This window comes from Delftia sp. WY8 (genome assembly GCF_018437695.1).
Classification (GTDB): Bacteria; Pseudomonadota; Gammaproteobacteria; order Burkholderiales; family Burkholderiaceae_C; genus Comamonas; species Comamonas tsuruhatensis.
Window position 1 is genome coordinate 5,086,746 of record NZ_CP049795.1, and the last position, 19,252, is coordinate 5,105,997.

The 19,252-nt window shown below is 69.2% G+C and carries 17 protein-coding genes; 13 read left to right on the forward strand and 4 right to left on the reverse strand.

The window, feature by feature from the left end; genetic code table 11:
* The first annotated feature begins 41 nt into the window (after positions 1–41).
* From G4D77_RS23360 to pbpC, 8 genes are all read left to right on the forward strand, one after another.
* Positions 42–1,109, forward strand: coding sequence for an ABC transporter ATP-binding protein (locus G4D77_RS23360; protein WP_154833668.1), 1,068 nt, complete (start codon positions 42–44; stop codon positions 1,107–1,109).
* A gap of 91 nt (positions 1,110–1,200) precedes the next feature.
* The gene (locus G4D77_RS23365; RefSeq protein WP_154833669.1) at positions 1,201–2,496 is read left to right on the forward strand and encodes an ABC transporter substrate-binding protein; all 1,296 of its coding nucleotides are present in this window, start codon (positions 1,201–1,203) and stop codon (positions 2,494–2,496) included.
* Between the two features lie 21 nt (positions 2,497–2,517).
* Positions 2,518–3,414: a carbohydrate ABC transporter permease gene (locus G4D77_RS23370; protein WP_154833670.1), complete on the forward strand. Its 897-nt coding sequence runs from the start codon at positions 2,518–2,520 to the stop codon at positions 3,412–3,414.
* Positions 3,411–4,259 (forward strand): carbohydrate ABC transporter permease, encoded by an 849-nt coding sequence (locus G4D77_RS23375; RefSeq protein ID WP_012207102.1) that lies wholly within the window; start codon positions 3,411–3,413, stop codon positions 4,257–4,259. The genes G4D77_RS23370 and G4D77_RS23375 overlap by 4 nt, the downstream gene beginning before the upstream one ends.
* 48 nt (positions 4,260–4,307) lie before the next feature.
* Positions 4,308–4,697 (forward strand): VOC family protein, encoded by a 390-nt coding sequence (locus tag G4D77_RS23380; RefSeq protein WP_154833671.1) that lies wholly within the window; start codon positions 4,308–4,310, stop codon positions 4,695–4,697.
* Positions 4,694–5,563, forward strand: a complete 870-nt coding sequence (locus tag G4D77_RS23385; RefSeq protein WP_154833672.1) for an endonuclease/exonuclease/phosphatase family protein — start codon at positions 4,694–4,696, stop codon at positions 5,561–5,563. Before G4D77_RS23380 ends, G4D77_RS23385 begins: the two co-directional genes overlap by 4 nt.
* A 94-nt stretch (positions 5,564–5,657) precedes the next feature.
* Complete coding sequence (locus tag G4D77_RS23390) at positions 5,658–6,218, forward strand: HdeD family acid-resistance protein (RefSeq protein WP_012207099.1); 561 nt, start codon at positions 5,658–5,660, stop codon at positions 6,216–6,218.
* 33 nt (positions 6,219–6,251) lie between these two features.
* Positions 6,252–8,576, forward strand: a complete 2,325-nt coding sequence (gene pbpC, locus G4D77_RS23395; protein ID WP_154833673.1) for a penicillin-binding protein 1C — start codon at positions 6,252–6,254, stop codon at positions 8,574–8,576.
* Positions 8,577–8,625: 49 nt separating this feature from the next.
* Here pbpC and G4D77_RS23400 read toward each other — a convergent pair whose 3' ends face one another.
* A complete protein-coding gene (locus G4D77_RS23400; RefSeq protein ID WP_154833674.1) occupies positions 8,626–9,591 on the reverse strand; it encodes a bifunctional helix-turn-helix transcriptional regulator/GNAT family N-acetyltransferase in 966 nt (321 codons plus the stop codon).
* A gap of 155 nt (positions 9,592–9,746) precedes the next feature.
* Positions 9,747–11,405: an L-lactate permease gene (locus tag G4D77_RS23405; RefSeq protein ID WP_016447838.1), complete on the reverse strand. Its 1,659-nt coding sequence runs from the start codon at positions 11,403–11,405 to the stop codon at positions 9,747–9,749.
* 219 nt (positions 11,406–11,624) lie between these two features.
* Here G4D77_RS23405 and G4D77_RS23410 point away from each other — a divergent pair, with 219 nt between their 5' ends.
* A complete protein-coding gene (locus G4D77_RS23410; protein ID WP_016447837.1) occupies positions 11,625–12,800 on the forward strand; it encodes an alpha-hydroxy acid oxidase in 1,176 nt (391 codons plus the stop codon).
* 64 nt (positions 12,801–12,864) lie between these two features.
* Here G4D77_RS23410 and G4D77_RS23415 read toward each other — a convergent pair whose 3' ends face one another.
* Positions 12,865–14,565: a 2-isopropylmalate synthase gene (locus G4D77_RS23415; protein ID WP_154833675.1), complete on the reverse strand. Its 1,701-nt coding sequence runs from the start codon at positions 14,563–14,565 to the stop codon at positions 12,865–12,867.
* 296 nt (positions 14,566–14,861) lie between these two features.
* Between G4D77_RS23415 and G4D77_RS23420 the strand changes: the two genes are divergently transcribed.
* Positions 14,862–15,719, forward strand: coding sequence for an AraC family transcriptional regulator (locus G4D77_RS23420; RefSeq protein WP_016451140.1), 858 nt, complete (start codon positions 14,862–14,864; stop codon positions 15,717–15,719).
* 19 nt (positions 15,720–15,738) lie between these two features.
* On the opposite strand, the gene G4D77_RS23425 is transcribed toward G4D77_RS23420, so the two are convergent.
* Positions 15,739–16,287, reverse strand: coding sequence for a DUF3455 domain-containing protein (locus tag G4D77_RS23425; RefSeq protein WP_016447834.1), 549 nt, complete (start codon positions 16,285–16,287; stop codon positions 15,739–15,741).
* A gap of 304 nt (positions 16,288–16,591) precedes the next feature.
* Between G4D77_RS23425 and G4D77_RS23430 the strand changes: the two genes are divergently transcribed.
* The 3 genes from G4D77_RS23430 (at position 16,592) to G4D77_RS23440 (ending at position 19,212) form a co-directional block, all read left to right on the forward strand.
* Positions 16,592–17,176, forward strand: a complete 585-nt coding sequence (locus G4D77_RS23430) for an RNA polymerase sigma factor (RefSeq protein WP_016447833.1) — start codon at positions 16,592–16,594, stop codon at positions 17,174–17,176.
* Between the two features lie 37 nt (positions 17,177–17,213).
* The gene (locus G4D77_RS23435) at positions 17,214–18,041 is read left to right on the forward strand and encodes an anti-sigma factor (protein ID WP_154833676.1); all 828 of its coding nucleotides are present in this window, start codon (positions 17,214–17,216) and stop codon (positions 18,039–18,041) included.
* Positions 18,042–18,273: 232 nt separating this feature from the next.
* A complete protein-coding gene (locus G4D77_RS23440; protein WP_017404187.1) occupies positions 18,274–19,212 on the forward strand; it encodes a DMT family transporter in 939 nt (312 codons plus the stop codon).
* The last annotated feature ends 40 nt before the right edge of the window (positions 19,213–19,252 follow it).

Genomic DNA, 19,252 nt, shown 5'->3' on the forward strand with positions numbered 1-19,252 from the left:
CGCGACACGGGCCTGTCACACAGCCTTCCTAGACTGGCGTGATGTCCTTGATCGAGATGGAAGGTGTCGCCAAGTCCTGGGGCGGCACCACGGCGCTGCAGGCGCTGGATCTGCGCATTGAACCCGGATCCTTTTGCGTGCTGCTCGGTCCCTCGGGCTGCGGCAAGTCCACCACGCTGCGCATCCTCGCGGGCCTGGAAAGCGCCACCTCGGGCCGCGTGCGCATCGATGGCCAGGACGTCACCCACCTGCCGCCCGCTCGGCGCGGCATTGCCATGGTGTTCCAGAACTACGCGCTGTTCCCGCACCTGACGGTGGCGCAGAACATCGGCTTCGGCCTGTCCGTGCGCAAGGTCCCGGCGGCCGAGGCGCGCCGGCGCATCGACGAGGCCGCCGCGCTGCTGGGCCTGGACGCGCTGCTGGCGCGCCGGCCCGGCCAGCTGTCGGGCGGCCAGCAGCAGCGCGTGGCGCTGGGCCGTGCCCTGGTGGCCCGCGCCCGCGTCTGCCTGATGGATGAGCCGCTGTCCAACCTCGACGCCCAGTTGCGCCAGGAAATGCGCACCGAGCTGCGCGAGCTGCAGCGGCGGCTGGGCCTGACCGTGGTCTATGTCACGCACGACCAGGCCGAGGCCATGGGCATGGCCGACCAGGTGGTGCTGCTCAGCCAGGGGCGCGTGGAGCAGTGCGCCGCGCCCCAGGAGATCTACAGCCGGCCCGCCACCACCTTTGCCGCGCGCTTCATCGGCACGCCGGCCATGAACATCGCGCGCCTCGACGGTCTGCACATCGCGGGCAGCCATGCCAGCGCCGCGCCCGCCGGCCTGCAGCAGCCGGGCCAGGCGCGCTGGCTGGGCGTCAGGCCCGAGGACATGCGCCTGTCGCTCCATGGCGATGTCGGCAGCGGCCCCGTGGTGGCTGCCGACATCGAAAGCCTCGAATACCTGGGCGCCGACCTGGTGCTGCGCTGCCGCGTGGGCAGCGAACAACTGATGGTGCGCACCGCTGGCAGCCAGCTCGGCGGCCTGCAGCCGGGCCAGCTCGTGGGCCTGCGCTGGGCGCGCGAGGCCACGCATTTCTTTGACGAACAGGGGCGGCGCTGCGCGGCCTGAGGCCGTGGCACCGCTCCTATCTTCCTCCGCAGTTCCACCGTTTCAGCCATTCCGGCTTTCGCACCCGAAGCACCTTCCAGGAGAGTCCGCCATGCAACGCCATGCCTTCCTCAAAACCCTCGCAGCCGCTGCCGCCCTGGCCGCCACGGGCCTGCTGCACACCGCCAGCGCACAGACGCCGCTGGAAGTGCCGTTCTACTTTCCCGTGGCCGTGGGTGGCCCCATCACCAAGGTGATCGACGGCTATGCGGCCGAGTTCAACAAGGCCCATCCGCAGTACCGGATCACGCCCGTCTATGCGGGCACCTACCAGGAGACCATCGTCAAGGCGCTGACGGCCCACAAGTCGGGCAAGCCGCCGGCCACCTCGGTGCTGCTGTCCACCGACATGTTCACGCTGATCGACGAGGACGCCATCGCCCCCATCGACGACTTCGTGAAGACCGATGCCGACCGGGCCTGGCTCAAGGGCTTCTACCCGGCCTTCATGGCCAACAGCCAGACGGGCGGCAAGACCTGGGGCGTGCCCTTCCAGCGTTCCACCGTGGTCATGTACTACAACAAGGAAGCCTTCAAGGAAGCCGGCCTGGACCCGAACAAGGCGCCGCAGAACTGGAAGGAGCTCAAGGAAGCCGCCCACAGGCTAACGAAGAAGGACGCCAGCGGCAAGGTCGTGCAGTACGGCATACAGATCCCGTCCACCGGCTTTGCCTACTGGATGCTGCAGACGCTGACCACGCCCAATGACGTGCTGCTGGCCAACGAGGCAGGCACCCAGGTCACGCTGGACAGCCCCAAGGTAGTGGAGGCGCTGGACTTCTGGGTGGGCCTGGTCAAGGAAGGCGTGCACCCTGCCGGCGTGGTGGAGTGGGGCACGACGCCCAAGGACTTCATGGAAAGGAAGGCCGCCATCATCGTCACCACCACGGGCAACCTGACCAATATCCGTGCCAATGCCAAATTCGACTTCGGCGTGGGCCAGATCGCAGGCAACGTGCGCAAGGGCTCGCCCACGGGCGGGGGCAACTTCTACCTGTTCAAGAAGGCGCCCCGGGAGCAGCAGGAGGCGGCCTTCCAGTTCATGAAGTGGGTCACCCAGCCCCCGCTGGCCGCGCAGTGGAGCATGGACAGCGGCTACGTGGCCGTCTCGCCCGCCGCCTATGACACGCCCGCGCTCAAGAAGTACGGCCAGGACTTCCCGCAGGCCCTGGTGGCGCGCGACCAGCTGCCCGTGTCGGTGGCCGAGTTCTCCACGCATGAGAACCAGCGCGTGACCAAGGTGCTCAACGACGCCGTGCAGGCCGCCCTCAACGGCAGCAAGACCTCGGCCCAGGCCCTGCAGGATGCGCAAAGGGAGGCCGACCGCATCCTGCGCCGCTACAAGTGATGGCCTCGCGCCGTTGACCGCATGAGCCACGCTTCCTCCTCTTTTGCGAGCGGCCGCCAGGCCGTCCATGCCTGGCTGATGCTGCTGCCGGCGCTGGTGCTGCTGGTGGCCTTCACGCACTGGCCGGCCGTGGCCACGCTGATCGACAGCCTGCGTGCCACGCCGCGCGGCGGCCAGCCGGGGCCGTGGGTGGGGCTGGAGAACTACGCCGTGATGTTGGACGACCCGGTGTTCTGGCAGGCCGTGCGCAACAACCTGTGGTTTGCGGCGGCCACGATTCCGCTGTCCATAGCGCTGGCGCTGGCCATGGCGCTGTGGGTCAACGAGAGGCTGGCCGGCCGCGCCTTCGTGCGCATGGCGTACTTCACGCCCACGGTGTTGCCCATGATTGCCGTGGCCAACATCTGGCTGTTCTTCTACACGCCGCAGTACGGGCTGCTGGAGCAACTGCGAGGCGCAGTGGGCCTTCCCGCGCACAACTGGCTGGGCGACCCGTCCACGGCGCTGGCCTGCGTGACCGTGGTGGCGGTGTGGAAGGAGGCGGGCTTTTTCATGATCTTCTACCTGGCCGCGCTGCAGACGCTCAATCCCAGCCTCAGGGAAGCTGCGGCCATCGAGGGGGCCTCGCGCTGGTACTTCCTGCGCCGCGTGCAGTGGCCGCTGCTGATGCCGACCACGCTGTTCGTGCTGGTCAACGCGGTGATCAATGCCTTTCGCCTGGTGGACCATCTCTTCATCCTCACACGCGGCGGGCCGGACAACGCCTCCACGCTGCTGCTCTACCACCTGTACGAGGTGGGCTTCAAGTTCTGGGACACGGGCTATGCGGCGGCCATCACCGTGGTGCTGGTCGTGGTGCTGGCGGCCGTGGCGCTGCTGCAGTTCTTCGTGCTCGACAAAAAGGTGCACTACCAATGAGCGCCGCACCCATTGCCCCGCGCCATGCGCCGCCCGCGCTGTACGGCGCCACCTGGCTGGACACGCTGGCCGCCTGGCTGCTGGCCCTGCTGTGGATACTGCCGCTGGCCTATGCGTTCTGGACGGCCTTCCATCCGCCCGAATACTCGGCACGCTTCGACCTGGCCGCGCCCTGGACGCTGGAGAACTTTCGCCGTGCCTGGCAGGCCGCGCCCTTTGCGCGCTATTTCCTGAACACGGCCGTGCTGGTGGTCATGATTTTGGCGGCCCAGCTGGTGCTGGGCACGCTGGCCGCCTATGCCTTTGCGCGCTACCGCTTTCGCGGCCAGGGCCTGGCCTTTGCCCTGGTGCTGGTGCAGCTGATGATCATGCCGGACATCCTGCTGGTGGCGAACTACCAGACCCTGTCGCGCCTGGGCGCCGTCGATACGCTGCTGGGCATCGGCCTGCCGTACTTCGCATCGGCCTTTGCCATCTTCCTGCTGCGCCAGACCTTCCTGGGCATTCCCCGGGAACTGGACGAGGCCGCGCGGGTGGAGGGCGCCAGCACCCTGCAGATCCTGTGGCGCGTCTACGTGCCGCTGGCGCGGCCCGTGTACCTGGCGTTTGCGCTGGTGTCGGTGAGCTTTCACTGGAACAACTTCCTGTGGCCGCTGATCATCACCAACAGCGTGCAGGCGCGCCCGCTCACCGTGGGGCTGCAGGTGTTCTCCAGCGTGGAGTCGGGCGTGGAATGGGCCACCATCACGGCCGCCACGCTGATGAGCTCGGGCCCGCTGCTGGTGGCCTTCGTGCTGTTCCAGCGCCAGTTCGTGCAGAGCTTCATGCGTGCGGGGATCAAGTGAGGGCGGTGCTAAAGTTCCTTGTCCCAGCCTTTCACCCCGAGGTCCACCATGTCCGGTCCCGCATCCGCAGGTCTGTTCATCTACGCCAAGCAGCCTGACCGGCTGGCGCTGTTCTACATGGAGGTGCTGGCCATGCGCATGCTGCACCACACCCGCGAGCTCATGGTGCTGCAGTCGCCGGACCTGCAACTGGTGCTGCACGCCATTCCCGAGGCGATTGCGCGGCACATCACCATCACCGAGCCACCCCAGCCGCGCGAGAACGTGGCCCTCAAATTCTTTGCCACCGTGGCCAGCTTCGCGGCCGTTCGTCCCCTGGTCATCGCCCATGGCGGCCAGCTGTGGGAGCAGTCCTGGCAGGGTCCGGGCTTTCGCGTCTGCAACGCCATGGACCCCGAAGGCAACCTGTTCCAGCTGCGCGAGCCGCTGCCCGCATGATGCAGATCCTCACCTGGAACACCCAATGGTGCCTGGGCCTGGACGGCCGCATGGACCCGCAGCGCATCGTGGCGCATGCGCTGTCCATGGCCGATATCGACGTGCTGTGCCTGCAGGAAATCGCCATCCACTACCCCGGCCTGCAGGGCGCGCCCGGCGACCAGGTGGCGCAGATCCGCCAGGCCCTGCCCGAAGGCTGGAAGGTCTTCTTCGGCGCGGCCGTGGACGAGTTCACGGCCGTGGGCCGGCAGCGCTTCGGCAACCTGGTGGCCACGCGCCTGCCGGTGCTGCAATTGGCCCACCACCGCCTGCCGTATCCGCACGACGGCGGCGTGCGCAGCATGCCGCGCTGCTGCACGGCGGCCACGGTGATGGATGTCGCGCTGGGCCCCGTGCGGGTGATGAGCACCCACCTCGAATATTTCTCGCGCCGCCAACGCATGGCCCAGGCGCTGGCGCTGCGTTCCCTGCAGATCGAGGCCCTGGGCCAGGCCGAGGCGCCGCCCCAGCCCGCCAGCGACGGCTCGCCCCAGCAGACCAAGCCGCACACGCCGCATGCCGTGCTCTGCGGCGACTTCAACTTCGAGCCGCACGAGGATGAATACGCCGGCCTGTCCGCCCCCTGGGCGGCCGGCGAGCAGGGCGCCCTGAGCGCTGGCCAGTGGCACAACAGCTGGAGCGTGCTGCACCCGGACCAGCCCCAGCCGCCCACCTTCCGGTTGTTCGACCGCCAGTGGGGCCCCGAGCCCGGCGCCTGCGATTTCGCCTGGGTCAGCGACAGCCTGCGCGGCCATGTGCGCGGCTGGGCCGTGGACAGCGACACAAGGCTCTCCGACCACCAGCCCGTGCTGCTGCAGCTGGATTGATCCAGGTCAGGGACCGCCGCCAAGCCGGCCTTGGCCTACAGACAGTGCCGCAGGCCTGCTCCAAGGTCATGGGGACTGTTTTGAAGGAGCATCCATGAGCCCCAATCCGCTGTCCACGATTCTTCACCGCACCTGGTGGGTGCTGCTGCTGCGCGGCCTGGTCGCCATCGCCTTCGGCGTGCTGACCTGGGCGCAGCCGGCGGTATCGCTGGCGGCGCTGGTGCTGACCTTCGGTGCCTTCACCTTCGTCGATGGCCTGCTGGGCGTGTATTCGGCCATCCAGGGGCGCGACCAGATGCGCCATTGGTGGGTGCTGCTGCTGTGGGGTCTGGCCGGCGTGGTGGTGGGCGTGCTAACGGTGGTCGCGCCCGGCGTCACGGCCCTGGTCATGACGCTGTACATCGGCGCCTGGGCCCTGGTCACGGGCCTGCTGCAGATCGTGGCGGCCGTGCGGCTGCGCAAGGAGATCACGGGCGAGTGGCTGCTGATCCTGGGCGGCGTGCTGTCCGTGCTGTTCGGCGCCTTCGTGCTGGCCCAGCCGGGCGCGGGCATGATGGCCATGCTCTGGGTGCTGGCCACGTATGCGGTGGTCTTCGGCGTGCTCATGGTGCTGCTGTCCTTCAAGCTCAAGAAGGGCATACGCCATTCTTCCTGAGCCGCTGGTGCAAAGGCGGACAATGCCGGCTCCATGATCGAATCCCGGCGACCTTCTCCCTTCATGCGTCTTCCCCGCGCGGCCCTGGCGGCCGCGCTGCTGTTCGCGGCGGCCGGTGCCGCCCAGGCGCTGCCCAGCTTTTCCGAAGTCCGCGAAGGCCACCGCTCCTCCGAGACCGAACTGCTCTCGCGCGAGGGCGAGGTGCTGCAGCGCCAGCGCACCGACGCCAGCGTGCGCCGTGGCGACTGGGTGGCCCTGGCCGACATCTCTCCCGCGCTGCGCACGGCCCTGGTGCTCAGCGAGGACAAGCGCTTCTACGAGCACGGCGGCGTGGACTGGGCGGCCGTGTCCGCCGCCGCCTGGGGCAACCTCTGGAACCAGCGCACGCGCGGCGCCAGCACCATCACCATGCAGTTGGCGGGCCTGCTGGACGGCGACTGGCGCCAGGGCCCGGGCGGGCGCAGCGTGGTGCAGAAACTGGGTCAGACCGTCTCTGCCCAGGTGCTGGACCGGCGCTGGCGCAAGGACCAGATCCTGGAGGCCTACCTGAACCTGGTGCCCTTCCGGGGCGAGATCGTGGGCATCGATGCGCTGTCGCGCACCCTGTTCGGCAAGGCCGCGCACGGGCTGGACGCACGTGAGGCCGCCATTGCCGCCGCCCTGGTGCGCGCGCCCAACGCCTCGCCCGAGCGCGTGGGCCGGCGCGCCTGCGGCGTGCTGCAGTCGCTGGCGCCCGAGGATGCGGCGGCGCGCGACTGCACTGCCATGGAACTGCTCACCGCCAGCGTGCTGCTGCGCCGGCAATGGGCGGCCAGCGAAGGCCAGGCCCCGCATCTGGCGCGCCGCCTGCTGGCCGAGCCGCAGTCCAAAGGCCAGGCCCGCGTGCGCTCCACGCTGAGCGCGCCCGTGCAGCGCTTTGCCGTGCAAAGCCTGCAGCAGCAACTGCGTGAGCTGCAGGGCCGCAACGTGGAGGACGGCGCCATCGTCGTGCTGGACAACGCCACGGGCGAGGTGCTGGCCTGGGTGGGATCGTCGGGCGAATTGAGCCAGGCGGCCGAGGTGGATGGCGTCACGGCCATGCGCCAGCCCGGCTCCACGCTCAAGCCCTTTCTCTATGCCCAGGCCATTGCCGAGCGGCGGCTGACGGCGGCCTCGCTGATCGAGGATTCATCGGCCCACATTCCCACGCAGAACGGGCTCTACATCCCGCAGAACTACGACCGGCGCTTCAAGGGCTGGGTCTCGGCGCGCACGGCGCTGGCGTCGTCGCTCAACGTGCCGGCCGTGCGCACCCTGGTCATGGTCACGCCCGATGCCTTCTTCTCGCAACTGCAGCGCCTGGGCCTGCCGCTGCGCGAAAGCGGCGGCTACCACGGCTTCAGCCTGGCGCTGGGCAGTGCCGAGGTGCCGCTGCTGCAGCTCACCAACGCCTACCGCGCCCTGGCCAACGGCGGGCAGCTGACGCCCGTGCGCTGGGCGGCGCAGCCCACGGGCGCGGGGTCCGCAGCGCAAAAGCCGGCTGCGCCCGTGCAGGCCATCGATGCACGCGCGGCCTTCATCGTGGGCGACATCCTGTCCGATCCCATGGCGCGCGCGCCCACCTTCGGCACCGACAGCGTGCTGGCCACGCGCTTCTGGACGGCCGTCAAGACCGGCACCAGCAAGGACATGCGCGACAACTGGGCCGTGGGCTGGTCGCAGCGCTACACCGTGGGCGTGTGGGTGGGCAATGCGCGCGGCGAGGCCATGCACTCGGTCAGCGGCACCAGCGGCGCGGCACCTGTCTGGGCCGCCGTGATGGGCTTCCTGCACGCCCACACGCCCAGCCGCGCGCCCAAGGCGCCGGCGGGCGTGCTGCAGCAGGCTGTGCGTTTCGGTCCCGATGCCTCGGGCCTGCCGCTGGAGAGCGCGCGCAGCGAATGGTTCGTGGCGGGCACGCAGCAGAGCCTGTTCGCCATGGCGGGCAGCGGCCTGCCTGCCGCATCCGCATCAACACGCGGGACTTCGGCCGCCTCGCGCGTGCGCATTGCGCGCCCGGCCAACGGCACCATCCTCGCGCTGGACCCCGACATTCCGCCAGACCGCCAGCGCGTGCAGCTGTCGGCTCGCCCGGCAGGCACGGCCGCCACGCAGGAATGGCAGGACGCCAGCCTGCGCTGGCGCATGGTCAGTGCTGCCGCGCCCGGCGCGGCCGAGCCGCCGCCCAAGGAGATCGGCCGGGGGGCTGCCGCCGCCTGGATGCCCTGGCCCGGCCGCCACCGGCTGGAGCTGGTCGATGCCAAGGGGCAGGTGCTGGACAGCGTGCAGGTGGAGGTGCGCGGCGCCGGCGTGGTGGCTTCGCGCGCGGGCGGGCGCTGAAGGCCGCAGTGCGGCATCAGTGAGGCATCAGTGCGGCCCCAGGGCAGCATCAGGGCCGAGCCCGCACGAAGCGCTGCTCGGTCACGGTCTCGCCCCATTGCTGGCCCGGCCATTCCTCTGCCAGGGTGAAGCCTGACGATTCGTAGAGCCGGCGTGCCGCATCCAGGCCGCTGAACGTCCACAGCTGGGTGGCCTCGAAGGCCTGCTGGTCGCAGAACGCCAGGGCCTGCTGCAGCAGCTGGCGCCCCGTGCCGGCGCCGCGCAGGCCGTCGTCCAGGATGAACCAGCGCAGGTGCGCCTGGCGGTCCTCGGGGTGCTTGGCCAGGTCTTCGCCATCGATGGCCACGGAGCCCACGACGCGGTCGCCGTCCAGCGCTGTCCACAGCTGGTTGCAGGGCTTGTCCAGCCGGCTAGCGAACTCGGCCAGGCCGCTGGCCACGCGGCTTTCGAAGAAGACGCCGAAACCTGCGTGGCGTGCATAGAAGCGCGCATGCATTTCCACGATGCGGCCGATGCAGCCGGGCCGGTATCCGGGCAGGACCTGTATCTGCGCGGGTGCGGGCAGGGGCTCCGCCTGCCGATGCGCCTGCAGTGCCTGGGCGTAGAGGGCCAGGCCGCGCGAGACCGCCTGTTGTTGCGGCGGCTGCATGCGGTCCAGCGCGGCCGTCACCTGCTGGCGCCCGAAGGCCTCGATGGCGGCCAGCGTGCGCCGGCCCTTGGCGGTGAGGGCCAGCCGCTTGACGCGGCCGTCCTCGCCATCGGCGGTTTCCTTCAGCTCGCCGGCCTCCACCAGCTTGCGCACCATGCGGCTGACGCTGGATTTCTCCAGCCCCAGCGCCTGGGCCAGCTGCGAGGCCGCCATGGACCCCTGCGCGCCGATCTCCAGGATGGCGTGCACGGCCGAGGGCGGATAGTCCGTGGCCGCCAGCGTGGCCTGCATGAAGCCCAGCTCGCGCACCATCTGGCGCGAGGCGGCGCGGATGTCGTCCACCAGGGAAAGATCGTGCTGCGGCATGGGTGCTCCTTGGGGCCGTGCAGGGTTTGAATATGGTTGCATGGTACAACCATAAATGCCGCTGCGCATCTGTTGATGCAGCGATGCGTACCCCAGGCGCAAAAAAGCCGCCCGGCGCATGCGGGCGGCTGGGGCCTGACGCAGATGCGCAAGGCTCAATTGACCATCAGGCGGAACGGCCAGACATAGGCCTGCAGCGTCACGAAGATGCCCATCAGGCAGGCCAGGGCGACGGAGTGGAAGAACACGTAGCGCAGGATGTCGCCCTCGTGGTTGAACCAGCGCGTGGCCGTGGAGGCGACGACGATGGACTGCGCATCGATCATCTTGCCCATCACGCCGCCCGAGCTGTTGGCCGCGCCCATGAGGTTGGGCGACAGGCCGAGCTGCTCGGCCGCCACCTTCTGCATGCCGCCGAACAGCACGTTCGATGCCGTGTCCGAACCCGTGAGCGCCACGCCCAGCCAGCCCATCAGCGTGCCGAAGAAGGGGTAGAACACGCCGGTGTTGGCGAAGGCCAGGCCCAGCGTGGTGTCGGTGCCCGAGTAGCGCGTCAGCGTGCCCAGCGCCAGCATCAGCACGATGGTGATGAGCGAATAACGCACCAGCCAGAGGGTGCGCACGAACTGGCTGACCAATTGCACGGGGTTGTACTTCATGACCAGGCCGCCCACGATGGCCGACAGCAGGATGCCCGTGCCCGTGGCCGACAGCAGGTTCAGCGTGTAGATGGCGCCTTCCTTGGTGGGCTGGCGCACCACGGGCGGCACCTTCTCGACCATGTTGTGCAGGCCTTCCATGGGAAAGGCCGGTGCGAACAGGCCATTGAGCGCCGCCTTGACCGAGGGCAGGCCCCAGATGAAGACGAAGACCGTGAGGATGGCCCAGGGCGTCCAGGCGCGGATCACGTCGGCGCGCGGGTGCTGGGTCACGGCGCGGGGCGCCTGGGCTTCGCCGCCGCTGCTCTCATGGCCCTTGAGCGAGGTCGAGCGCCAGATGGTCCTGGGCTGCCATATGCGCAGGAAGCCGACCGTGCAGACCATGGAGACGATGGCCGCGATGATGTCCACCAGCTCGGGGCCGATGAAGTTGGACACCAGGTACTGCGGAATGGCGAAGGACACGCCGGTCACCAGGATGATGGGCCAGATCTCCATCATGGCCTTGCGCCCGGCAAAGGCCCAGATCAGCCAGAACGGCACCAGCACCGAGAAGAACGGCAGCTGGCGGCCGACCATGGCCGTGACCTCCATCAGGTCGTAGCCATGGACCTTGGCCAGCGTGATCACCGGCGTGCCCAGCGCGCCGAAGGCCACGGGCGCGGTATTGGCGATCAGCGACAGGCCCGAGGCGGCCAGCGGCGAAAAGCCCAGGCCGATGAGGATGGCCGCCGTCACGGCCACGGGCGTGCCGAAGCCGGCCGCGCCCTCGAAGAAGGCGCCGAAGGCGAAGGCGATCAGCAGCAGCTGGATGCGCCTGTCCTCGGTGATGCCGGCAATGGAGTCCTGCAGGATCTTGAAGCTGCCGTTCTTCTCGGTCAGCTGGTGCAGGAAGATGATGTTCAGAACGATCCAGCCGATGGGCAGCAGCCCCGTGAAGCCGCCGAACAGCGCCGCGCGCCCGGCCATGCCGGCCGGCATGTTGTAGACGAAGACCGCGATCACCAGCGCGGCAACCAGCCCGGCGCCGGCCGCCAGATGGGCCTTCATGTGCAAAAAGCCCAGTCCCACCAGCATGACCACGACCGGAATGGCCGCAAGCAGTGTGGACAGCCACATGTTGGAAAGAGGGTCGTAGACCTGTTGCCAAACCATAGGAGCTTCTCCTGAAGAGTTTTTAGGATGTTGTGCGGGGCGGATCGTTACTCCCATGGCGGTTTGGCGCACTAGCGTTAGCCCTGGGTTGGGCTGCGAGAGAGAAAATTTCAATCGGCGCACAAATCACTTCAAACCCGAACGGGTGGCCGGAGCCCGCGCACGGCACTACCATGCTCGGCAGTCCCGCGGCATGCGGGTTCCAGAAAGCCAGCAAACGTGTCCACCGACCTTTCCAAAATCACCTGCATCGAAGACCTGCGCGTCGTGGCCCAGCGCCGCGTGCCGCGCATGTTCTATGACTACGCCGATTCGGGTTCCTACACCCAGGGCACCTACCGCGCCAACGAGGACGACTTCCACCGGATCAAGCTGCGCCAGCGCGTGGCCGTGAACATGGAGGGGCGCAGCACGCGCACCACCATGATCGGCGAGCAGGTCGCCATGCCCGTGGCCATCGCGCCCACGGGCCTGACCGGCATGCAGCATGCCGACGGCGAGATCCTGGGCGCGCGCGCGGCCAAGGCCTTCGGCATTCCGTTCACTCTGTCCACCATGAGCATCTGCTCCATCGAGGACATTGCCGAGCACACGGGCCGCCATCCGTTCTGGTTCCAGCTCTATGTGATGCGCGACCGCCGGTTCATGGAGCGCCTGATCGAGCGTGCCCGCGCGGCCAACTGCTCGGCCCTGGTGCTGACGCTGGACCTGCAGATCCTGGGCCAGCGCCACAAGGACATCAAGAACGGCCTGTCCACGCCACCGAAGCCCACGCTGCGCAACCTGGCCAACCTGGCGACCAAGCCGCACTGGTGCCTGGGCATGCTGGGCACCAAGCGCCGCACCTTCGGCAACATCGTCGGCCATGTGGATGGCGTGGCCGACATGAGTTCGCTGTCGTCGTGGACCGCCAGCCAGTTCGATCCCAGCCTGAACTGGGGCGACGTGGAGCGCATCAAGAAGCTCTGGGGCGGCAAGCTCATCCTCAAGGGCATCATGGACGCCGAGGACGCGCGCCTGGCGGCCGACAGCGGCGCCGACGCGCTCGTCGTCAGCAACCACGGCGGGCGCCAGCTCGACGGTGCACCCTCGTCCATCGAGGCGCTGCCGGGCATTGCCGAGGCGGCGGGCAAGGACATCGAGGTCTGGATGGACGGCGGCATCCGCAGCGGGCAGGACGTGCTCAAGGCGCGTGCCCTGGGCGCCCAGGGCACCATGATCGGCCGCAGCTTCCTCTACGGCCTGGGTGCCTACGGCGAGCATGGCGTGACGCGCGCCCTGCAGATCATCCAGAAGGAGCTGGAGACCACCATGGCCTTCTGCGGCCACACGCAGATCGATACCGTGGACCGCAGCATCCTGCTGCCCGGAACCTATCCGGGCGCCGTGCGCTGAACCGGCAAAAGCTGCACGAGAAAAGGACCGCCTCGGCGGTCCTTTTCTCCTTTCAGGCTGCGCCTCAGGCTTGGGCAGGTACGCGCCGGTTTTCCGGCTGCGCCGCCACCAGCCGGCCCGCCGCATGCAGCACGGCCAGGATGGACGCGGTCACGATGTTGGCATGGCGCCCCGCACCGAAGCGCGTGCCCGCCACGCCGGGCAGGGCGGCCTCGACGATGGCCAGCGCCGTGGCGCCGGCGCCCTGGCCCAGGCTGCGCTCCTCGTAGTGGTCTATGCGCAGCGCCACGCCCAGGTGCTGGCCGATGGCAGCGGCCACGGCGTCGATGGGACCGCTGCCCTCGCCATGCAGCTGCATTCGAAGCCCGTCCGTCCGCACCACTTCCAACGCAATGCCCTGGCCCTTGGCGCTGTCGAACAGATGGTGGCTGTGGTAGCGCCAGGGAAGCTGCCGGGGTGCGAGGTAGGTGGACTCGAACAGCTCCCACAGGTCTTCACTGGCCAGCTCGGCCTCGCTGGCGTCGGCCTGGCGCTGCACCACGGCGCTGAATTCCACCTGCATGCGCCGGGGCATGGTCACGCCATGGTCGTGCTGCAGCAGGAAGGCGATGCCGCCCTTGCCCGACTGGCTGTTGACGCGCACGATGCTGTCGTAGGTGCGGCCCAGGTCCTGCGGGTCGATGGGCAGGTAGGGGACGCGCCAGGGCGCATCGGGCCGTTGCGCCGCAAAGCCCTTGGCGATGGCGTCCTGGTGCGAGCCCGAGAACGCCGTGAACACCAGGTCGCCCACATAGGGGTGGCGCGGGTGGATGGGCAGGGCCGTGCATTCCTCCGCAATGCGCGCCACGGCGGCGATGTCCGAGAAGTCCAGTCCCGGCGCGATGCCCTGCGTGTACAGGTTGAGCGCCAGCGTCACCACATCGAGGTTGCCGCTGCGCTCGCCATTGCCGAACAGGCAGCCTTCCACGCGCTGGGCGCCGGCCAGCAGCGCCTGCTCGGCGCAGGCCACGCCCGTGCCCCGGTCGTTGTGCGGGTGCACGGACAGCACGATGTGCTCGCGCCGCTCCAGGCGGCGGTGCATCCACTCGATCTGGTCGGCGAAGACATTGGCCGTGCTCACCTCCACCGTGGTCGGCAGGTTGATGATCATGGGCCGCGCGGGGCCTGCATCCCAGGCGCGGATGGCCGCGTTGCACACGGCCAGCGATACCTCCAGCTCGGCCATGCAGAACGTCTCGGGCGAGTACTGCAGAACCCATTCGGTCTCGGGGTGGGCATCGGTGAGTTCGCGCAGCAGGGCGATGTGCCGCTCCACCATGGCGATGATCTCGGGCACCTGCATGCCGAAGACGATCTCGCGCCAGGCCGGTGCCACGGCGTTGTAGAAGTGCACGATGGCGCGCCGCGCGCCGGCCACGCTGTCCACCGTGGCGCGGATCAGGTCCTCGCGCAGCTGGGTGATGACCATGGGTGTCACATCGGCGGGGATCAGCCCTTCGTCGATCAGGTGGCGCACGATGGCGTAGTCGGTCTGCGAGGCAGAGGGAAAGCCCACCTCGATCTCCTTGAAGCCTATGCGCACCAGCTCGTGGAACAGGCGCAGCTTGCGCTCGCGGTTCATGGGCTCGAACAGGGCCTGGTTGCCGTCGCGCAGGTCGGTGGACAGCCACACGGGCGCCTGGCTCAGCTGGCGCGAAGGCCATTGGCGGTCGGGCAGGTCGACGGCGGGGAAGGGAAGGTATCTGGACGCGGGATTCTTCAGCATGCGGGCCTCGCAGGAAACGCTGGGTATGCAGCCACCGGATCGGCCGGCAGCCCCGCTCTCCTGGCTTCCCGGTGTGGGGAAGCTGCGCCAGGCCGGGATCAGGGAGAGTCGGTGCGAAATGCGGCGCCTGCGCAGGCGCCCGGACCCCGGCCATGGGCCAGGGATGGTAGGGAGGGCGAGGGCAGGCGGTGCATGGTGCGATGGCGGTGAATCACAGGGAACGGGTGCCAGTTTGCGGGCAGGGCATTTGTCTGTCTTTATAGAATTTCTCATTTTCTCCATGGATCTGGACAAACATGCGCACTGCCGCCGACCTTCCCGCCGTGCCCTGTGGCCATGCCGGCCTGCCTGAGCTGCAGGCTGCCGCGCCCTTGCCCGTCACGGGCGTGGCCGGTGACTATCCGGCCGGGATGGAAGTGCAGGAGCACTCCCACGAATGCTGCCAACTGCTCTATGCCGTGCAGGGCGTGCTGGAGGTGCGCGCGCGCAGCGGGCGCTGGGTGGTGCCACCCACGCGCGGCGTCTGGCTGTGCTCGGGCGTGCCGCACAGCCTGCGCATGCGTGGTGCCGTGCAGGTGCGCAGCCTGTTCGTGGATGCCCAGGCGGCGCAGGGGCTGCCGGTGGCGGACTGCGTGATCGAGGTCTCGCCGCTATTGCGCGAGCTGATCAGCGAGGTCGCGCGCTGGCCGGCGGCGCCGCAGCGCGGACAGGATGAAACGAGAAACCGGCTGGTCGTCGAACTGCTGCTGCAGGAATTGCGCCAGCCGCCTGTCGTGCCATTTCACCTGCCCTGGCCGCAGGATGCGCGCATGGCGGCTGTCTGCCGCGCGCTGGCCGAAGAAGGCCAGGCCGTGGGCCAGGGCGGTGAACGGGCTGAAAACCTGGCCGCCACGGCCGCCGACTGGGCCGCACGGCTGGCCATGGGCGAGAAGACCTTCCACCGCCATTTCCTGCAGGCCACCGGCCTGAGTTTCGGCCGCTGGCGGCAGCGCGCGCGGCTGCTGTCGTCCATGCAGGCCCTGCTGGCCGGCCGGCCCATCGTGCAGGTGGCGCTGGAGGCCGGCTATGAAAGCCACAGCGCCTATTCGCTGGCCTTCAGGCGCCAGTTCGGCATGCCGCCCTCGGCCTTCGGGGCAGGGGGCGGGCAGCCGTAGCGGCACCGGTGGCGGCGGATCAGGAAGCCTTCCAGATGATGTAGTCGGCCTGGTACTGCACCACCTGCTTTTGGCCCAGCGTGGAGCTGTTGCAGGCCATGGCCGGCGCCACGCCGCCGCGCGTGGCCACGCGCTGGATATAGGTCACGCCCTGCATGGCGCCCATGCCGGTGGCAGGTTCGGCCTTGACCAGTTGCAGGGGGATGTTGCCTGCGCTGGACGGAGCCACCGCGACCTGGGTGGCCGTGACCTTGGAGCCGTCCTGGTGCGCCCAGGTGGCGGGCGGGCCGAAGTAGCGGCCGATGACGCGGCCCTGGCGGTCCGTCAGGCGGGCATCGGGGCCGACGAAGGCCCACTCCTGCTCCATCGCCTGGTCCTTCTTGGCGCGGCACTCGTAGGTGATCTGGCCGATGCCGACGGTTTCCATGGCGACCTTGTGGCCTGCGGGCACCTGCACGGCGGCCGGCAGGCCGGACTGGGAATAGCTCTTGCTCATGTCCATGGAGGAGCAGGCGCCAAGCGTCAGTGCAGCCATGGTGGCCAGGCCGAGGGGGAGGATGTAGCTCATGAGGTTCTCCAGGTCGAGGGGTTGAGGGATGTCGCCTTGGACCGCTGTCCGGGGCGCGACACACGGAATACGCAGCATGGGTGAGGTTGGATTCACCTGGGTGCAAAAAAAATTTATCCGCATCCGGTTCGCAATGTGCTGCGTATTGCCCAGTGAGAGCCGGCGCAGGCCGGCAGACCGGTACCAGACCCCCTGCAGGCCACCGATATGACCCCTGCAGCCGATTGAAGGACACGACAAGCCCCCCGGGGCGGCGACGCAACAGTGCGGGCCACGGGGCCGCCCGCTCGCCCACAATGCGTGCATGGGCACCACACCAACCGACCAAGAGCTGATGGACCTTCTGGACCGCATCGCAGCGCAGGACGAGCCCGCGCTCCGCAGCCTGTACGAGGCCACCTCGTCCCGGCTGTACGGGCTTGCGCTGCGCATCCTGCGGCACAAGGACTGGGCCGAAGACGTGCTGCAGGACAGCTACCTGCACATCTGGCGCAGCGCCTCGGGCTACCGGGGCTCGCTGAGCCCGCCGCTGGCCTGGATGGGCCTGGTGGTGCGCAGCAGGGCGCTGGACTTCCTGCGCCGGCGCCGCGCCGAACGCCTGCACCTGAACGAGGAGTTCGATGAGGCGCAACTGGCGGCCCATGGCGGCGGTAGCGATGAAAGCCAGGGCCCGCTGCAACTGGCCGAGGCCAGCGAGCAGGCGGTGGCGCTGTACCAGTGCCTGGAGCGGCTGGAAGGCCGCCAGCGCGAGGTGGTCAGCCTGGCCTACCTGCGTGACCTCAGCCACGGCGAACTGGCCGGCCAGCTGCAGTTGCCGCTGGGCACGGTCAAAACCTGGATCCGGCGCGGCCTGGAGCAGTTGCGCCGCTGCCTCTCGCGCCATGCGTGATGCAGATGACATGCTCTGAGCGGCCCAAGGATTTGCCATGAATATTTCCCGACACCCCGAACTGCTGGACCGGCTGGCCGCCGCATACGCCCTGGGCACGCTGCGCGGTGCGGCACGCCGCCGCTTCGAGCAACTGGCCCGTGACCAGGCCCCGGTGCGCGCCGCCGCCCTGCTGTGGCAGGGCCGCTGGTCGGCCCTGTCCGAAATGCAGGCTCCCGTGCGCCCCGACGATGCGGTCTGGGTCCGCTTCGACAACCTGCTGCAGGCCGAAAAAGCCCGCGCCGCCCAGCCGCACCGGCGGCGCGCCGTTGATGGGCAAGGCCTGGACGAACGCGCGAAATCCGGCGTGGGCCGTGCCCTGGCCTGGTGGCGCGGCGCGGCCCTGCTGGGCGCCTGCGCCACCGTGGCGGCCGTGGCCGTGGGGCTGTGGTCGCACCAGGACCTGCGCCAAAGCGGTGAGCGCCAGCTGGCCGTGCTGCGCAACCAGCTGCAGGCCGCCCAGGTCGCGCTGCAGGCAACGCCCCAGATCCAGTACGTGGCCGTGCTGGCCGACGACAAGGCCGATGCCTCCATGCTCGTGACCTTCGACCCCGGCAAGAACAGCCTGGTGCTGCAGCGCGTGGGCGACTTCCACGAGGCCGCAGACAAATCGCTGCAGCTGTGGGCCCTGCCGCCCCAGGGCGGCCCGCAATCGCTGGGCGTGCTGGGACGCGACAAGCTCGTGAAGCTGACGGCAGCGGCCGCCGAAGTCCAGGGCGTGCCTGCCTTGGCCATCAGCCTGGAGCCCAAGGGCGGCGTGCCCAGCCAGACCGGGCCCACGGGACCGGTGCTGTTCAAGGGCGCGCTGATCCGGCGCGACCTGTAGCGCGCCGCGCAGGCCCGCTCGCCATTGGCGACGGCCGTGCTGCTGCACAACGCAGCCTGCTTGCCCTGGCCAGAGCAGGGCGCGCGTGCAGCGTTGGCTGGCCGGCCTCTGTTTCGCTGCCGGGCGCGGCAGCCTTCTCCAAGTGCGTGCGCCTGGTGCCCGACCGGCGGCTATGCTGGCCGGCACTCAGTCGCCCGCGCCATGCCGGCGGTGCCTTCCCTTTTTTGCCGACATGCTTTCTTCCCTCCAAGACCTGACCTGGCTGTGGGTGCCCGTGGTGCTGTTCGCCGCAGCCGCCCAGACTGTGCGCAATACGGCCCAGCGCTCGCTGACCTCCGAACTCGGCACCCTGCCGGCCACCCTGGTGCGCTTTCTCTACGGCCTGCCGTTTGCCGGCATCTACCTGCTGGCGCTGTACCTGGGAGGGGACGGGGCCTGGGCGCTGCCCCGGTTCTCCTGGGCCTACCTGGGCTGGATCGCGCTGGGCGCCTTCTTCCAGGTAGCGGCCACGGCGGCCTTGCTGCTGGCCATGAAGGAGCGCAACTTCGCCGTGGCCGTCACCCTGTCCAAGACCGAGGTGCTGCAGGTCGCCCTGTTCGCAGGCCTCTTCCTGCACGAGCTGCCCACGGCCGTGGCCCTGCTGGCCATGGCGCTGGCCACCTTGGGCGTGCTCATCCTGTCGCTGCCGCCGCGCGGCCAGATGCTGTCGCTGTCGGCCTGGGCCAGCCGCTCGGCGCTCTACGGCCTGGCCTGCGGTGCCTGCTTTGCCATCGCCACCGTGGGCTACCGGGGCGGCGCCGTGGAACTGGCGCGCCTGGGCGAGATATCTCCCTGGCTGTCGGGCGCCTGGGGCGTGCTGATTGCCCAGCTCATGCAGACCCTGGGCCTGGGCGCTTGGATTGCGCGCACCCACGCGCAGGGCCTGCGCCCCATCTTCCGCGCCTGGCGCGTGTCGCTGCTGGCCGGCGGCATGGGCGCGGCCGCCTCGCTGGCCTGGTTCACCGCCTACGCCCTGCAAGGCGCCGCGCCCGTGCGCACGCTGGGCATGGTCGAGGTGGTGTTCAGCTACATCGTCTCGCGCCGCGTGCTCAGCGAAAGCCTGAGCCGCCAGGAGAAGATCGGCATGGCTCTGATGGTGCTGGGACTGGTCCTCATCTGCCTGCAGGGATGAATGGTCCAGGGCCTGTGGGAACAAGCCCTGCAGGCTGTAT

Excerpts from the sequence above, each read along its gene's own strand:
- G4D77_RS23360 (WP_154833668.1), top strand. The coding sequence starts at position 42 with ATGTCCTTGATCGAGATGGAAGGTGTCGCCAAGTCCTGGGGCGGCACC.
- G4D77_RS23365 (WP_154833669.1), top strand. The coding sequence starts at position 1,201 with ATGCAACGCCATGCCTTCCTCAAAACCCTCGCAGCCGCTGCCGCCCTG.
- G4D77_RS23370 (WP_154833670.1), top strand. The coding sequence starts at position 2,518 with ATGAGCCACGCTTCCTCCTCTTTTGCGAGCGGCCGCCAGGCCGTCCAT.
- G4D77_RS23375 (WP_012207102.1), top strand. The coding sequence starts at position 3,411 with ATGAGCGCCGCACCCATTGCCCCGCGCCATGCGCCGCCCGCGCTGTAC.
- G4D77_RS23380 (WP_154833671.1), top strand. The coding sequence starts at position 4,308 with ATGTCCGGTCCCGCATCCGCAGGTCTGTTCATCTACGCCAAGCAGCCT.
- G4D77_RS23385 (WP_154833672.1), top strand. The coding sequence starts at position 4,694 with ATGATGCAGATCCTCACCTGGAACACCCAATGGTGCCTGGGCCTGGAC.
- G4D77_RS23390 (WP_012207099.1), top strand. The coding sequence starts at position 5,658 with ATGAGCCCCAATCCGCTGTCCACGATTCTTCACCGCACCTGGTGGGTG.
- pbpC (WP_154833673.1), top strand. The coding sequence starts at position 6,252 with ATGATCGAATCCCGGCGACCTTCTCCCTTCATGCGTCTTCCCCGCGCG.
- G4D77_RS23400 (WP_154833674.1), bottom strand. The coding sequence starts at position 9,591 with ATGCCGCAGCACGATCTTTCCCTGGTGGACGACATCCGCGCCGCCTCG.
- G4D77_RS23405 (WP_016447838.1), bottom strand. The coding sequence starts at position 11,405 with ATGGTTTGGCAACAGGTCTACGACCCTCTTTCCAACATGTGGCTGTCC.
- G4D77_RS23415 (WP_154833675.1), bottom strand. The coding sequence starts at position 14,565 with ATGCTGAAGAATCCCGCGTCCAGATACCTTCCCTTCCCCGCCGTCGAC.
- G4D77_RS23420 (WP_016451140.1), top strand. The coding sequence starts at position 14,862 with ATGCGCACTGCCGCCGACCTTCCCGCCGTGCCCTGTGGCCATGCCGGC.
- G4D77_RS23425 (WP_016447834.1), bottom strand. The coding sequence starts at position 16,287 with ATGAGCTACATCCTCCCCCTCGGCCTGGCCACCATGGCTGCACTGACG.
- G4D77_RS23430 (WP_016447833.1), top strand. The coding sequence starts at position 16,592 with ATGGGCACCACACCAACCGACCAAGAGCTGATGGACCTTCTGGACCGC.
- G4D77_RS23435 (WP_154833676.1), top strand. The coding sequence starts at position 17,214 with ATGAATATTTCCCGACACCCCGAACTGCTGGACCGGCTGGCCGCCGCA.
- G4D77_RS23440 (WP_017404187.1), top strand. The coding sequence starts at position 18,274 with ATGCTTTCTTCCCTCCAAGACCTGACCTGGCTGTGGGTGCCCGTGGTG.